Source organism: Variovorax sp. P4_B10 (assembly GCF_056402375.1).
In genome coordinates, this window is record NZ_JBFUHN010000004.1 from 1 (window position 1) to 14,586 (window position 14,586).

A 14,586-nucleotide genomic window follows, 5' to 3' on the forward strand; every position below is an offset into this window, starting at 1 on the left:
TCAGCCCCGCGGCGGTGCTTTCCTTCACGGTCGATGCGACGGTGCCCACAGCACCGGCCTTCACCGGCACGGACGACGTGGCACCGGTGACCGGCACCATCGCCAACGGCTCGACGATCAACGATGTGCGCCCGGCGATCAGCGGCGCGACCGCCGAGCCGAACGCGACGATGACCGTCACCATCTCCGGTCCGACGCCGATGACGGCCACGGTGGTGGCGAACGGGGCAGGGGCCTGGAGCTTCACGCCGGGGTCTGACCTCATGGACGGCAGCTACAGCGTTTCCGTCACCCAGACCGACGCGGCCGGCAACACCAGCCCGGCCGGCGCGCCGCTGACCTTCACGCTCGACTCGGCGGCGCCGCTGTCGATCTCGACGATCACGGCGGTAACGACCGACAGTGGAACCGGCGGCGACTTCGTCACCAGCGACCCGACGCTGGCGATCAGTGGCAGCAACAGCCCGCTGGCGGCGGGCGAGGCGGTGCAGATCTCGCTGAACGGCGGCGCGACCTGGCAAGCGGTCACGCAACTGGCCGGCACCAGCTGGAGCTTCGACAACACCGGCGCGACGCTGGCCGACGGCGTCTACAGCTTCCAGACCCGGGTCATCGACGGCGCCGGCAACACCGGCATGGTGTCGAGCCAGGTGGTCACCATCGATACGGCGGGGTCGACATCGACGTCTTCGATCACGGCGATCACCACCGACAGCGGTACTTCTCCGAGCGACTTCATCACCAATGACCCGACGCTGGCGATCAGCGGCGCCAACAGCCCGTTGGCGGCGGGCGAGGCCGTGCAAGTCTCGCTTGACGGCGGTGCAACCTGGCAGGCGGTCACGCAGTTGACCGGCACCAGCTGGAGCTTCGACAACACCGCCAACACGCTGTCTTCCGGCAGCCACAGCGTCCAGACCCGCGTCATCGACGCGGCCGGCAACCCCGGCACGGTCGCGAGCCAGACGGTGCAGATCGATACGACGCCGCCGACGGCGACGATCGCCATCGGCGCGATCACGGCCGACAACGGCATCGCCGGCGACTTCCAGACCAACGACCCGAGCCTCGTGGTCAGCGGCACGGTAGGGGCCGTGCTCGGCGCCGGCGAGAAGGTGCAGATCTCGCTGGACAACGGTGCGAGCTGGCTCGACGCCAGCGGCCAGCCCGGTGCCGGCACCAGCTGGAGCCACGACGCCACCGCCACCACGCTGCCCGACGGCAGCTACACCTTCCGGGCCCGCGTCATCGACATCGCCGGCAACACGAACCTGCCTGCAAGCCAGGCGGTGCTGATCGACACCTCGCCCTCGGCGACCGTCTCGCGCATCACCGCGATCACCGACGACAACGGCACGGCGGGCGACTTCATCACCAACGACCAGAGCCTCGTCGTCAGCGGCACGATCAGCACCGCGCTGCTGGCCGGCGAAAAAGTGCAGGTCTCGCTGGACGGCGGCACGAGCTGGCTGGACGCGAGCGGCCAGCCAGCCGGCGCCGGCACCATCTGGAGCCACGACGCCCAGGCCACCCCGCTCGGCACGCCGGGCAGCGAAACCAGCTACACCTTCCAGACCCGCATCGTCGACGCCTACGGCACGCCCGGCGCGGCCACCAGCCAGGCGGTGGTCATCGACCTGGCGCCGCCCACGGCCACGGCCGACATCACGGCGATCAGCAACGACAGCGGCATCGTGGGCGACTACATCACCAGCGACCGCACGCTGATCATCGACGGCAGCAACACCGCGCTGGCCGCCGGCGAGAAAGTGCAGCTGTCGCTGGACGGCGGCGGCACCTGGGTGGATGTGGCGATGCTGAGCGCCACGGCCTGGAGCTACAACAACACGGCCAACCTGCTGTCCGACGGGCCGCAGACCTTCCAGACGCGCGTGATCGATGCCGGCGGCAATGCCGTCGTCACCGACACGCAGGCGGTGCAGATCATCATGGACCCGCCTGTGGTCGTCACGAACATCGCTGCCATCGGTACCGACAGCGGTGTTGCGGGCGACTGGATCACCAGCGACACGACACTCACCGTCAGCGGCACCAACGGCGTGCTGAACGTGAACCCGGCGTGGGGCGAGAAGGTGCAACTCTCGTTCGACAACGGTGCCACCTGGGTCGACGTCGTCCAGGACACGGGCAGCACCTGGCACTACGACAATCCCACTCCCCTGGGCGCGACCACCCATACCTTGCAGTCTCGCGTCATCAATGCCGCCAGCCTGACCGGCGCGGTGGACACCCAGATCGTTACCGTCGACACCAGCGCGCCCGCCGTGCCGGTGCCGACCGATGTGCTGACCGATACCGGTGGCAGCACCAGCGACGAGATCACGTTCGACACCACACCGACCATCCAGGGCACGTCGGAGGCGAACGCCACGATCAGCGTCTACCGCGACGGCGTTCTGGTCGGAACGACCGTGGCCAATCCCACGGGCGACTGGGCCTACACCGAAGCGGCGGCGCTGGCCGGCGGCCCGGCCAGCACGGGCGTCCTGTACAACTACACGGCCACGGCAACGGATGCTGCGGGCAATGTCAGCGGCCCGAGCGCCAATTTCTCCGTCAGGGTGGACACAGCCATCGCGGCACCGGTGATTGCCGGCATGAGCGTCGATTCCGGTGTCGGTTCCGCCGATCACAACACCAGCGATACCACCCCTGCGCTGAGTGGAACCGCAGAGCCCGGGGCGGTCGTCCAGATCCTTCGTGACGCCGTCAGCCAGGGTTCGGTGACAGCCGACGCCTCCGGCAACTGGACCTACACCTCGCCCGCGCTGGGGGGCGGCAGCGGCACCAACAGCAGCGGCGTCGCCTATGTGTTCACCGCGACCCAGACGGACGTGGCGGGCAACGTCAGCCCGGCAACGCCGGACTTCGTGGTCACCGTCGACGCCATCGCACCGGTCGGAACGATGACGCTCGACCTCGTCTCGGCCAGCGACAGCGGTGGATTGACCAGCGACAACATCACCAATGTGGTCACGCCGACCATGACGGTGGCCCTGGGCGGCCTTTCCACCGCCGATGTCAACAGCATCAATGCAGGGCAGATCGTGATGACGCTGTGGGACGACACCAACGGCGACAACGTGATCGACGCCACGGAGACGGTCCACGTGCGCTCGCTGGCGTTCACCGCGACCGGCGGTGGCGGCACCGGCACGGCCAGCGTCACTGCGACGCTGCCCTCGCTGTACGACGGCGCGCACCCGGTCAAGGTGCAGACCGTCGACCTCGCCGGCAACGTCAAGACATCCACCCTGGACGGCACCGGCCAGAACCTGACCATCCAGCACGACGGCACGATCGCCAGCGCCAGCGTGGCCACCTCGCTGCAACCCAGCGACGGCCTGGGTTTCGCCATGGACAGCGCAGGCGACTTCAACGGCGACGGCTACGAGGACATGATCGTCACTGCTCCGCATGACCAGTACGGCGCCACGGCGCCCAACGCAGCAGACTTCTATGTGCTGTTCGGGACGCAGAACGGTTTGCCGACGACTGCCAACATCGATACCTTGACGTCCGCGCAGGCGCTGCACATCACCAACGTCGGCGCAGCGGCGGGCGACGCCAGTATTCAAGGACTGGTCGCTTCCAGCATCGGCGACATCAATGGCGACGGATTCGGCGACGTGCTGCTGGCCAGCAGCATCAAWGACCGGGCCTATGTGATCTTCGGGCGCAGCGCCGCCACGCCCTCAWTCAGCCTCAGCACCCTGAACACAGGGTCGACGGCCGACGGCTTCTGGATCGACAACAACAGCACGGGTGGCTGGCTGGGTTCCGACGGTGGTGGCGGGCACGACTACAACAACGACGGCTATGCCGACCTGCTGCTGGCCAGCGCCGACGGCAACTCGCCGGAGAGCACGCCGGCCGGTTCGGGCGGCGGCGGGATGTACTACATCCTGTATGGCCATGCCGGCAGCGGCGCCGCGGCATGGGTCAACCTGGACGCCAGACCTGCGGGTCTGTTCAACGACGCCCTCAACACCCAGTTGGCGAGCGGTACGCACACCACGGTGGGCTCCTCGTTGCCGACGGCAAACGCCCTCGGCATGAAAATCCAGGACGTCGGTGACGTCAACGCGGACGGTATCCACGATTACATCGTGACGGACTCTCTGATGGCGGGCGGCGGCACCGAACGAGGCAGTGCATTCCTGATCTTCGGCCAGCAAGGCAGCATCGGGGACGACTTCAACCTGGCCAATCTGACCCCGGCTCAGGGCATTCGCCTGGATGGCGCCATGGACTACGAGAACCTGGGCGGCCTGTCCTTCGACTACGGCAATAACGGGTCCGCCGATGCCTGGTRTTCCGGCGAAGGCAGGACCATCAGCAGCGTCGGCGACATCAACGGCGACGGCATCGACGACTTTGCCGTCGGCTCGCCCGAATGGGGCGACGCGGGGCAGCGGGACGGTTTCGCGCCGGGGCGGGTCTACGTGGTCTATGGCAAGAGCTCGGGCTGGGCCAGCGGCCCCATCGCGACGCAGGCCAGCGGCAGCACCGGGTTCACCTTGACGAGCTCCGCCGCCACGGACCAGTTGCTCGGCTACACCATTGCCGGCGCGGGAGACGTCAACGGCGACGGCATCGACGACTTCCTTGTCGGTGCCGCGGCCGGAGATGCCGCCGCGGTGGATGCCGGGCAGGTCTACCTCGTGTATGGCCAGGCGGGAGGCGGATTCGCGAGCGGCAATCTGGAGACCATGGTCGGTGCCGGGAGCGCCGTCCAGATCAACGGCGCCGCTGCGGGCGATTTCCTGGGGACCGGCATCGCCGTGGGCGACTGGAACGGCGACGGCATTGCCGACTATGCGACGGGCGCCTGGGAGGGCGGAGCGGGCGACAACGGGCAGATCTATTCGTTCATCGGCTCGGCCAGCAAACTCACGCAAACCTACACCACCGGCAACGACACGCTGGCCGCTGGCGGCACCAGCATCGGCGCGCCCGCGATCGTGAATGGCGTGGACCGCATCAGCGGCGGCCAGGGCAACGACACCATTACCGGCATCGGCACCGACACCACCGGCACCACCGCAACCGGCACGCTGCACGACGTGGCCTACGGCGGCATGGGCGACGACCTCATCTCGCTCAACGGACTGGTCTTCACCCGGGTCGCGGGCGGCACCGGCACCGATACGCTGGCGCTGGCCGGCTCCGGCATGAATCTCGACCTGGCGGCTTACGGCAATCGCGTCCAGGGCTTCGAGCGGTTCGATCTGAGCAGCGGCGGCAACACGCTGCATCTGCGTCTTTCCGACGTGCTCAACGAGCCGGAGTCCACCGCCGAGCTGGGCCACCTGGAAGTGAAGGGCGGCGCGCTGTCGACCGTGGATCTTGTCGATGGCGGCGGAACGTGGAGCGATGTCGGCGATCAGACGGTGGGTGGCGTCACCTATGACGTCTGGCGCCACAGCGCCATGACCAACACCTTGGGTGACGTGTGGATCCAGCAAGGCATCACCGTGCTGTAACCGGGGCAAAGTGCCTGGCTGGATCGATCGATCGACTGAATGAACGGGCGGTTGACGAATCGAAATGACTGCGCGCTGGCCTCCCATCCTCTCCGCAACCACCCCAGGGGTTGCCGTCAGCCGGCGCTTGTCGATGTCGGTGCTTGCGTCGGTGATTCGCAATCCGCTGAATGCCATTCCTGCGGAAGCCTTTCATGAAAAGCTGGTCTACAGCAGGTTGGCCGGAATGACGCGCATCCACATCACCGACCCGGCGCTCATTCACGAGGCCCTGGTCGTCAATGCCGGAGCACTCGTCAAAGGGCCGGGGCCCGGACCCGGCTCGGGGCTTCCGGCCGCGGATGGCGCCCACCGGCGGCAGCAGCGGCAGGCCATGGCAGCGATTCTTCACATGGACTCGCTGCAGGCGTATCTCCCCCGGATGATCGCCGCCGCGGAAGCGACGCGCGATCGCTGGCTCTCATGGCCGAAGGAGAGGGTGGTCGACGTCGGCAGCGAGTTGAGGCACACGGCGTTCGAGATCATCGCGGCAGCCATGTTGTCGGACCGTGGCGACTTCGGTAGCGAACGGTTCGAACGCTGCATCGGCGATTGTTCGAGGCCCACCCGCTGGATGCTGGCATCGAGCCTGTTGGCCGCACCCGAATGGCTCCCTTACCCGGGCCGGAGGAAAGCGCGCAGCGCCATGGCCCACCTGAAGGCTGAATTCGCGCGGACGATCGCAGCGCGTCGACACGACAAGACAGGCCATGACGACCTCCTGGAGAGGCTCATGTCCGCCGTGGACAACGAGAGCCGGCGTGCCCTGACGGATCAGGAGGTGATCGACAATCTCTTCACCCTGACTTCAGCCGGGCACGGGGCGACGGCGCTGGCCCTCACATGGGCGTTTTGTCTGCTTTGCCGGCATCCCGACGCCGAGGCGCGAATCCTCGAGGAAATCGAAACCATCTGCGGGGAAGGCCCCGTTCGGGCAGAGCACATTCGATCATTGAGCTGGACCAGGCAGGTCATTCAGGAGGCCATGCGCCTCTATCCGCCAGTGCCGATCGTTGTGCGCACGGTGGGGCATAGTTTTCGGTTGGGTGACTTTGCGCTGTCGGCCGGCATGGCGATCCATGTGCCGATCTACGCCATCCATCGCAACCGCCGGCTGTGGGTGCGGCCCGACGACTTCGATCCAACGCGCTTTTCGACGGAGTCCGGCAAAGACAGGCACCGGTATGCCTACATGCCGTTCGGGGCCGGCCCGCGTGTCTGCGTCGGCGCCACGTTCGCGACGGTGGAAGCCACCGCCGTTCTGGCCGTTTTGCTGAAGTCGGTTCGCATTCGGATGAGCAAAGCCAGCCTGGAGCCCACACCCATGGCGCAGGTAACCCTTCGTCCCGCGGAACCCCTGTGGATGACCGTGAGCCGTCGCGAGCCACGACCACGGTGATCCCGCGGCATGAACGACCCGTTCCCCTCCCGCATATTCACAACAAGGAAGACATCATGAAGAAAAATCTCTGGGCCCTTGCAGCCCTGGCCTTTGCCGCCACCGCCCTGGCCCAGCCGGTGGCGCCGGTATGGAGCCTCGCCGCCAGCGAGCAGCCCAAGCTGATGGAGACGCTCAAGACCCTGGTCGAGATCGAGTCCGGCAGCACCAACCGCGCCGGCCTGGACAAGCTCTCGGCGCTGGTGGGCGCGCGGCTCAAGGCCCTGGGCGGCGAGGTGCAGTACATCGAGCCCGTGGCCGCCGATATCCCTCGAAGGCAAGGCGTGCCGGAAAAAGCAGAAGACATCGGCCGCATGGTGCGCGCCACCTTCAAGGGCACGGGCAGCCAGCGCATCCTGCTGATCGCCCACATGGACACGGTGTACCTCGCCGGCACGCTTGCGCAGCAGCCGTACCGGACCGAAGGCGGCAAGGCTTTCGGTCTTGGCATCGCGGACGACAAGCAGGGCGTGGCCACGATCCTGCACACGGTGGCGATGCTGCAGGCGCTGAAAGTCAAGGACTACGGCACGCTGACCGTGCTGATCAATGGCGACGAGGAAATCGGCTCGCACGCATCGCGCAAGCTCCTGACCCGGCTGGGCGCCGAGCACGACGCCGTGATGTCGTTCGAGGCCTCGCGCGCCGAATCAGACAAGATCGCGCTGGCCACCAGCGGCATCGCCTCGGCCACGCTCACGGTACGCGGCCGCGCCTCGCATGCCGGTGGACCGCCGGAGCGTGGCGTCAATGCGCTGTACGAGTTGTCGCACCAGCTGCTGCAGTTGCGCGGCCTGTCGGAACCCGAGCGCGGCCTGAAACTGACCTGGACCGTTGCCAAGGCCGGCGTGGTGCGCAACATGATCCCGCCCGGCGCCGAGGCCTGGGGCGATATCCGCCTGCGGAAGGCGAGCGATCTGGCCGGCCTGGAAACCAGGATCCGGGAAATCATCAAGAGCAGGTTGCTGCCCGAGTCGGAGGTGGACGTGAAGCTGGAGAACGGCCGTCCGCCGCTGGAAGCCACCGAAGCTTCGCGCGCCCTGGCCGCCCACGCGCAGCGCATCTACAAGGAAATCGGCAAGGACCTGGTGGTCGATCCCAACCCCGAAGGCGGCGGCACGGATGCCGCGTATGCCGGCTTGGAGACGAAGGCACCAGTGATCGAGCGCTTTGGCCTGCAGGGTTTCGGCGCTCATTCGGGCAATGCCGAATATGTGCTCATCGACTCCGTCCAGCCGCGCCTGTACCTGGCCGCGCGTATGGTGATGGATGTCGCCCAAGGGAAGGTCCGATAGAGCGGGAAGGATGGTTGATATGGAAAATGTGAACGGCGAACTCGCTGCCACCAACGCGGGCTCGGACATGGCCCAGGCGTTGCACCATTGCCTGATGCGGCTGCCGGAAGATCAGCGCACCGTGCTGCTGCTTGTCAATCTGGAAGACATGTCGTACGAGGAGGTGGCCGTGGTCACGGGTGTTCCGTTGGCCACGGTGATGTCGCGCCTGTCGCGGGCGCGCAACCGCTTGCGCAAGCTCATGGAAGGCCGCGCCGACAAGACAGTCACGCCGTGACCGCGGGCAGCAAGCCTGAATCCGGTGCCTCAAGGCAAGGCGCCGCGAGGCGCCTTCGTCCTTGCGTTTCCTGAAGATCAGAAGCTGACGCGCAAGCCCATCGACAGCATCCCGCCTTTCGCCTGAAGGCCGCGTGAAGAGGGCTGGCCATGCGCGATGATCGACGCATGTCAGAACAGCTTCTTCTTCCAGGGATCGATCCGCCACCGCCGCCTTTGCGACGACCGCGGGCCAAGGCGCAGCGCAAGGAGCGTCCGTCCCACTCGCTTTTCTTCGCGATCTTTCCGGGCGCCGAAGACGCCGCATCCATCGCGGCACAAGGTGCCCATCTCCATGATCTCCATGCGCTGAAAGAAACGCCGATCAAGCCGCATCGCCTGCACGTCACGCTGCACCACCTCGGCGGCTGCGAGACCAGGAAAGTGCAGGCCGCCCTGGAGGCCGCCGCCACCGTGGCGCCGCCGTCGTTCAATGTCGTGTTCGATCGGGTCATGACCTATGCGAACAGCAAGGCCTTCGTGCTGTGCGGCGAAGAGGGCGTCTTAGCGCTGGCGGACTTCAGGCAACGCCTGGGTGAAGCGCTGGCGGATGCGGGATTCAAGCCCGAGCGGGACTTCACACCCCACATGACCCTCGCCTACACCCGCCGGAAGATCGGGAAGCATGCCGTGGAGCCCGTCCGGTGGGCCGCCAGCTCATTTGCCCTGATCGACAGCCACACCGGGGAGGGCGTCCACGAGGTGCTCGGGCACTGGCCGCCGGACCGTTCCGCCTGAATGCCGCTGGCGCCGCGCGGCTACGCTGCCTTCTGCGCATTCCACCGGCGCTGCAGCAGCTTCACCTTCTGCGCGCTCTGCGCATCGACCGGCGTATAGACGACGAGCCGCATGTCCGGCGATTCCTCGACCATGAACGCGCTTTGCTCCAGCTCCATCCGCCCGACGCCGCGCACCTCGAAGCGCTTGGCCCTGTCGGTGCGCATGCTGACGTCGTGGTCAGGCCACCATTGCCTGAACTCGAGGCTCGCCGCCTGCAGGCGCTCGATCAGCGCAAGAAATGCCGGGTCGTCGCGATGCCGGCCGAATTCCACGCGAAAGCGCGCGAGCATGGCACGCGCATCGGTCTCCCATTGCGGAATCGCTGCGCGGTGAACAGGGCTGGCAAACACCAGCCACAGCATGTTCCGGTCCTCGGGCGGCAGCGCCGCGAGGTCGCCGAACACCGCAGAAAGCGCCGTGTTCCACGCGATCACGTGCATCGATGCGGTGGCCAGGTAGGCCGGYCCGGTGACCGCATCGAGCATGCGGCGAAGGTGTGGCGTGACCGTGAGCGAGGGGCCCGGCACGATCGGCGGCGGCCGGTTGTGGGCCAGCGTGAAGAGGTGCGCACGCTCGGTTGCATCGAGCTTCAGCGCCCGCGCGATGCGATCGAGGAAATGCGCCGAGACTTCGATCTCCCGCGCCTGCTCCAGCCATGTGTACCAGGCCAGCCCGACGCCTGCGAGCTGGCAGACCTCTTCGCGCCGCAGTCCTGGCGTACGCCGCCTCGCCGTCGTCGGAAGGCCGACCTCGGCGGGCTGCAGGCGCTCGCGCCGGTTCCTGAGAAAGGCGGCCATTTCAGCGCGCGCCGGCGCGGTCAGCGGTGGGGTCATGGCGTGAGGCCGGTGGTTTTTATACCCGGATAAGTTCTTGTCTTGTCGGGGGATGGTAGGCCTTCTACGCTGCTTTTTTCAACCAACGAAGGACCATCGAATGACATCCACTGCCCGCATCCGGGAACGCTTTCTCGACTTTCGCCGCCGGCTCTACGGCGCGCACGACCTCACTGCCGTCGACGACCATCTGCATCCCGAGTTCTCGAGCCACAGCGCGAACGTCAGGCCCAGGCTGGAGGCCGCGCGACAGGCGGCGCTCGCAGCGGATGCCCCGCGCGTCGACGTGCGGCCGACCTACAAGGAGTTCGTGAAGACCTTCCACGTCGGCGTGCCCGACCTGAGGCCGGTGAGCCAGGAGCTTGTTGTCGAGGACGCCGGCCTCATGGCGATGACCCTTTGGGAGGCCACGCACACCGGCGTCTTCTTCGGCGTGCCGGCCACGGGCAAGGCGCTGCACTTCGCAACGGCCGACCGCTATCGCCTGCAGGACGGGCTGCTGGTCGAGCACTGGGATGTGGTGGATGCGCTCGAGGCGTGGATCTCGCTCGGCATCGTCGCTCGCCGCGCAAGCGCCTAGTCGCCGTCCGCGAAGTTGTCGAACAGCAATCCGCGCAGCCACTGGTTGCCCGGATCGCGATGCACCTTGGCGTGCCAGAACAGGTTGATCGCAATCTGCGGCAGCGCCACCGGGTGAGGGCGCCACACCAGTCCGAAGGGTTCGGCGATGCTCTGCGCCAGCCGTTCGGGCACCGTGGCGATCATCTGGCTCGAACGCAGGATGTGGCCAATGGCCACGAAGTGCGGCACCTTGAGCCGGATGCGCCGGTGGACGCCCTGTGCGGCCATCACGTCGTCGGCCTTGCCGTGCCCGGTGCCCGCCGCCTGCACCAGCACATGGTCGGCCGCGCTGAAGTCCTTGAGCGACACGCTGCGCTTGCGCGCCAGCGGGTGGGTGCCCGAGAAAAGGCACACATAGCGCTGGAGGAACAGCCTGCGCTGGAACACGCCTGCCTTGAGCTGCGGCAAGAGGCCGATGGCGATGTCCACGTGGCCGGCTTCGAGTTCGTCGCGCAGGCTGGTCGCGGCGTTGTTGCGCAGCGTGCTGATCGTCACGCCCGGCGCCGCGACCGACAGCGCCTCCATCAGCCTGGGCGTGAAGTAGATCTCGCCGATGTCGGTCATCGCGAGCGTGAAGCTGCGCGTGCTCGTGGCGGGGTCGAACACCACCTGCTGGTTGAGCGCCGTGTGCAATGCGCCCATCGCATAGGCCACCGGCTCGGCCAGCTGCAGCGCGAAAGGCGTGGGCTCCATGCCGCGCGCCGTGCGCAGGAAAAGCTCATCGCCCAGCAGCTTGCGCAGACGCGCCAGCGCATTGCTGATGGCCGGCTGCGAAAGCCCCAGCGACTCGGCCACCGCCGACACGCGCTTTTCGGCCAGCATCCGGTCGAACACCAGCAGCAGGTTGAGGTCGATGTCCTTGAGTTGCATGCCGGACCTTTATTCACATTCGTGATGGAGTCGATTCACCAGATTCTATTGGTCAATCTCCATCGGCCGCGCATCATCCATCCCAGAGACAAGCCGGTCACCAGGCCGGTGCAAAGAGAGCCCGACGATGGACCTGCACATTCACCCCCTTGCCCGCACCCTCGAGGTCCGCCCCGGCGCGAACCTGCTCGAAGTGCTGCGCGAGCACCATGTCCCGGTGTCGTACAGCTGCATGTCGGGGCGCTGCGGCACCTGCCGCTGCAAGGTGGTGTCGGGCCAGGTGCTCGACGGCGGGCAGGACGCGATCCGGCCGGACGGGCAGGGCGAGCGCTACGTGCTGGCCTGCCAGAGCACGCTGACCGAGAGCTGCGCCATCGAGATTCCGGAGCCCGACGAGGTGGTGGTACATCCGGCGCGCATCCTCAAGGCCACGGTCACCGGCATCGATGTGCTCACGCACGACATCCGCCGCCTGCGGCTCAAGCCGAACAAGCCGCTGGAGTTTTCGCCGGGGCAGTATGCGCAGCTGCAGTTCGCGCCCGATCTGGCGCGGCCCTATTCGATGGCCGGGCTGAGCCGCGATGCGGAGCTTGAATTCCATGTGCGCCGGGTGCCGGGTGGGCGCGTCACCGCGCACATCTTCGAACAGCTGCATATCGGCGATTCGGTGCGGGTGAGCGGGCCGCTCGGAACGGCCTACCTGCGCACGAAGCACCGCGGCCCGATGCTCTGCGCGGCGGGCGGCACCGGACTGGCGCCGATTCTTTCCATCGTGCGGGGCGCCATCGCGGCCGGCCTGACGCAGCCGATCCACCTCTACCTGGGCGTGCGCTCGGATGCCGACGTCTACGGCCTGCAGGCGTTGCGCGAACTGCAGGCGCAGCATCCGGGCCTGAAGGTGCACGTGGTGGTCGTCACCGGCCCGGCACGCGACGGCCAGCGTCTGGGCCTGATCACCGATGCCATCCGAGCCGACTGGTCCGGCGACCTCGACGGCTGGCGCGCCTACCTCTGCGGCTCGCCGCCGATGGTCGAGGCCGTGACGCAGCTGGTGCGCGCCCGCGGCCTCGCGCCGGAGCAGACCCATGCCGATGCCTTCTACCTGCAAGGCACCTGAAGAACAGAGACTGACAAGAAAAGGAGACCCCCGATGACCACGCAACCCGTGTTCCCCATCGAACTGCATTGGGAGAGCGACAAGACCAGCCGCATTCCCTTCATGGCCTACACCGACGAGGCGCTGCACAAGAAGGAGCTGCAGCGCTTCTTCTACGAAAAGCACTGGTGCTACGTCGGCCTCGAAGCCGAGATCCCGAACCCGGGCGATTTCAAGCGCACCGCCATCGGCGAACGCTCGGTGATCCTGTCGCGCGACGAAGAGGGCGCGATCCACGTGTTCGAGAACGTCTGTGCCCACCGCGGCATGCAGTTCTGCCGCGAACGCCACGGCAACAGGAAGGAGTTCGTCTGCCCGTACCACCAGTGGAACTACACGCTCAAGGGCGACCTGCAGGGCGTGCCGTTCCGCCGCGGCGTGAAGCAGGACGGCAAGGTGCACGGCGGCATGCCGGCCGACTTCAAGACCGAGGACAACGGCCTCAACAAGCTCAGGGTGGCCTCGCGCGGCGGCGTGGTGTTCGCGTCGTTCGACCACGACATCGAGTCGTTCGAAGACTTCCTCGGACCCGACATCCTTCACTACTTCGACCGCCTGTTCGACGGCCGCAAGCTCACCATCCTGGGCTACAGCCGCCAGCGCATTCCGGGCAACTGGAAGCTGATGCAGGAGAACATCAAGGACCCGTACCACCCCGGTCTGCTGCACACGTGGTTCGTGACCTTCGGACTCTGGCGTGCCGACAACAAGTCGGAGCTCAAGATGGATGCACGCGGCCGTCACGCCGCGATGATTTCCACGCGCGGCAGCGCCGGCAAGGCCGCACAGGTGACGCAGGTGTCGAGCTTCAAGGAAAGCATGCAGCTCAAGGACCCGCGCTTTCTGGACATCGTGCCCGAGCCCTGGTGGGGCGGGCCGACCGCGGTGATGATGACGCTGTTCCCGAGCCTGATCCTGCAGCAGCAGGTCAACAGCGTGTCGACGCGGCACATCCAGCCGGTGGGCCACGACGCCTTCGATTTCGTGTGGACGCATTTCGGCTTCGAGGACGACACCGAGGAGATGACGCAACGGCGCCTGCGCCAGGCCAACCTGTTCGGGCCGGCCGGCTTTGTCTCGGCCGACGACGGCGAGGTGATCGAGTTCTCGCAGGAAGGCTTCGAGCAGAAGCCCTACCACCGCACGCTCGCCGAGCTGGGCGGACGCGAGGTGGAGAACACCGACCACATGGTGACCGAGACCCTGATCCGCGGCATGTACCGCTACTGGCGCGAAGTGATGGAGGCCGCATGAAGCTCGATGCCAACGCCTACCTCGAACTGGCGGGCCTCTATGCGGCCTACGCCCACGCCGTGGATTCCGGCCAGTGGGACCTGTGGCCCGCGTTTTTCATCGAGGAATGCAGCTACCGGCTGCAGCCGCGAGAGAACCACGAACGCGGCCTGCCGCTTGCCACGCTGTCGTTCGAGAGCCGAGGCATGCTCGAAGACCGCGTCTACGGCATCCAGGAGACGCTGTTCCACGACCCGTACTACCAGCGCCATGTCGTCGGTCTTCCGGTGGTGCATTCGGTGGACGACGACGGTGCGATCCACAGCGAAGCCAACTATGCGGTGTTCCGCACCAAGCTCGACGGGCCTTCGACGGTGTTCAACGTCGGTCGCTACATCGACAAGGTCGTGCCGACGCCCGAGGGCCTGAAGTTCGCGTCGCGCCTGTGCGTCTTCGACAGCGAGATGATCCCCAACTCCATCATTTACCCCATCTGAGC

General features: G+C 66.8%; 11 protein-coding genes. 9 read left to right on the top strand and 2 right to left on the bottom strand.

What is annotated here, in order from left to right; all coding sequences use genetic code 11:
- The first annotated feature begins 77 nt into the window (after positions 1-77).
- The 5 genes from AC1DXX_RS03280 (at position 78) to AC1DXX_RS03300 (ending at position 9,332) form a co-directional block, all read left to right on the top strand.
- Positions 78-5,507: a beta strand repeat-containing protein gene (locus AC1DXX_RS03280; protein ID WP_478132858.1), complete on the top strand. Its 5,430-nt coding sequence runs from the start codon at positions 78-80 to the stop codon at positions 5,505-5,507.
- 64 nt (positions 5,508-5,571) lie between these two features.
- Complete coding sequence (locus AC1DXX_RS03285) at positions 5,572-6,945, top strand: cytochrome P450 (RefSeq protein ID WP_478132727.1); 1,374 nt, start codon at positions 5,572-5,574, stop codon at positions 6,943-6,945.
- Between the two features lie 56 nt (positions 6,946-7,001).
- Positions 7,002-8,279 carry a glutamate carboxypeptidase gene (locus tag AC1DXX_RS03290; RefSeq protein ID WP_478132728.1) on the top strand — a complete coding sequence of 426 codons (1,278 nt, stop codon included), beginning with the start codon at positions 7,002-7,004 and terminating at the stop codon, positions 8,277-8,279.
- A 19-nt stretch (positions 8,280-8,298) separates the two neighbouring features.
- Complete coding sequence (locus AC1DXX_RS03295; protein ID WP_478132729.1) at positions 8,299-8,556, top strand: RNA polymerase sigma factor; 258 nt, start codon at positions 8,299-8,301, stop codon at positions 8,554-8,556.
- A gap of 149 nt (positions 8,557-8,705) precedes the next feature.
- Positions 8,706-9,332 (top strand): 2'-5' RNA ligase family protein, encoded by a 627-nt coding sequence (locus tag AC1DXX_RS03300; protein ID WP_478132730.1) that lies wholly within the window; start codon positions 8,706-8,708, stop codon positions 9,330-9,332.
- 20 nt (positions 9,333-9,352) lie between these two features.
- On the opposite strand, the gene AC1DXX_RS03305 is transcribed toward AC1DXX_RS03300, so the two are convergent.
- Positions 9,353-10,207 (bottom strand): helix-turn-helix transcriptional regulator, encoded by an 855-nt coding sequence (locus AC1DXX_RS03305; RefSeq protein WP_478132731.1) that lies wholly within the window; start codon positions 10,205-10,207, stop codon positions 9,353-9,355.
- A gap of 100 nt (positions 10,208-10,307) precedes the next feature.
- Between AC1DXX_RS03305 and AC1DXX_RS03310 the strand changes: the two genes are divergently transcribed.
- Positions 10,308-10,787: an ester cyclase gene (locus AC1DXX_RS03310; protein ID WP_478132732.1), complete on the top strand. Its 480-nt coding sequence runs from the start codon at positions 10,308-10,310 to the stop codon at positions 10,785-10,787.
- Here the strand turns inward: AC1DXX_RS03310 and AC1DXX_RS03315 are convergent.
- Positions 10,784-11,698 carry a LysR family transcriptional regulator gene (locus tag AC1DXX_RS03315; RefSeq protein WP_478132733.1) on the bottom strand — a complete coding sequence of 305 codons (915 nt, stop codon included), beginning with the start codon at positions 11,696-11,698 and terminating at the stop codon, positions 10,784-10,786. The two genes, AC1DXX_RS03310 and AC1DXX_RS03315, sit on opposite strands and share 4 nt — an antisense overlap.
- A 127-nt stretch (positions 11,699-11,825) precedes the next feature.
- Between AC1DXX_RS03315 and AC1DXX_RS03320 the strand changes: the two genes are divergently transcribed.
- The 3 genes from AC1DXX_RS03320 to AC1DXX_RS03330 are packed head-to-tail and all read left to right on the top strand — an operon-like array spanning position 11,826 to position 14,584.
- Complete coding sequence (locus AC1DXX_RS03320; RefSeq protein WP_478132734.1) at positions 11,826-12,815, top strand: 2Fe-2S iron-sulfur cluster-binding protein; 990 nt, start codon at positions 11,826-11,828, stop codon at positions 12,813-12,815.
- A gap of 33 nt (positions 12,816-12,848) precedes the next feature.
- On the top strand, positions 12,849-14,108 hold the full coding sequence (locus AC1DXX_RS03325) for an aromatic ring-hydroxylating dioxygenase subunit alpha (RefSeq protein WP_478132735.1): 1,260 nt from the start codon (positions 12,849-12,851) through the stop codon (positions 14,106-14,108).
- Positions 14,105-14,584: an aromatic-ring-hydroxylating dioxygenase subunit beta gene (locus AC1DXX_RS03330; protein ID WP_478132736.1), complete on the top strand. Its 480-nt coding sequence runs from the start codon at positions 14,105-14,107 to the stop codon at positions 14,582-14,584. The genes AC1DXX_RS03325 and AC1DXX_RS03330 overlap by 4 nt, the downstream gene beginning before the upstream one ends.
- Positions 14,585-14,586: the final 2 nt, after the last annotated feature.

Bases quoted from the DNA above. Each gene is read 5' to 3' on its own strand.
- AC1DXX_RS03290 (WP_478132728.1), top strand. From the start codon at position 7,002: ATGAAGAAAAATCTCTGGGCCCTTGCAGCCCTGGCCTTTGCCGCCACC.
- AC1DXX_RS03325 (WP_478132735.1), top strand. From the start codon at position 12,849: ATGACCACGCAACCCGTGTTCCCCATCGAACTGCATTGGGAGAGCGAC.
- AC1DXX_RS03285 (WP_478132727.1), top strand. From the start codon at position 5,572: ATGACTGCGCGCTGGCCTCCCATCCTCTCCGCAACCACCCCAGGGGTT.
- AC1DXX_RS03320 (WP_478132734.1), top strand. From the start codon at position 11,826: ATGGACCTGCACATTCACCCCCTTGCCCGCACCCTCGAGGTCCGCCCC.
- AC1DXX_RS03330 (WP_478132736.1), top strand. From the start codon at position 14,105: ATGAAGCTCGATGCCAACGCCTACCTCGAACTGGCGGGCCTCTATGCG.
- AC1DXX_RS03310 (WP_478132732.1), top strand. From the start codon at position 10,308: ATGACATCCACTGCCCGCATCCGGGAACGCTTTCTCGACTTTCGCCGC.
- AC1DXX_RS03300 (WP_478132730.1), top strand. From the start codon at position 8,706: ATGCGCGATGATCGACGCATGTCAGAACAGCTTCTTCTTCCAGGGATC.
- AC1DXX_RS03295 (WP_478132729.1), top strand. From the start codon at position 8,299: ATGGAAAATGTGAACGGCGAACTCGCTGCCACCAACGCGGGCTCGGAC.
- AC1DXX_RS03315 (WP_478132733.1), bottom strand. From the start codon at position 11,698: ATGCAACTCAAGGACATCGACCTCAACCTGCTGCTGGTGTTCGACCGG.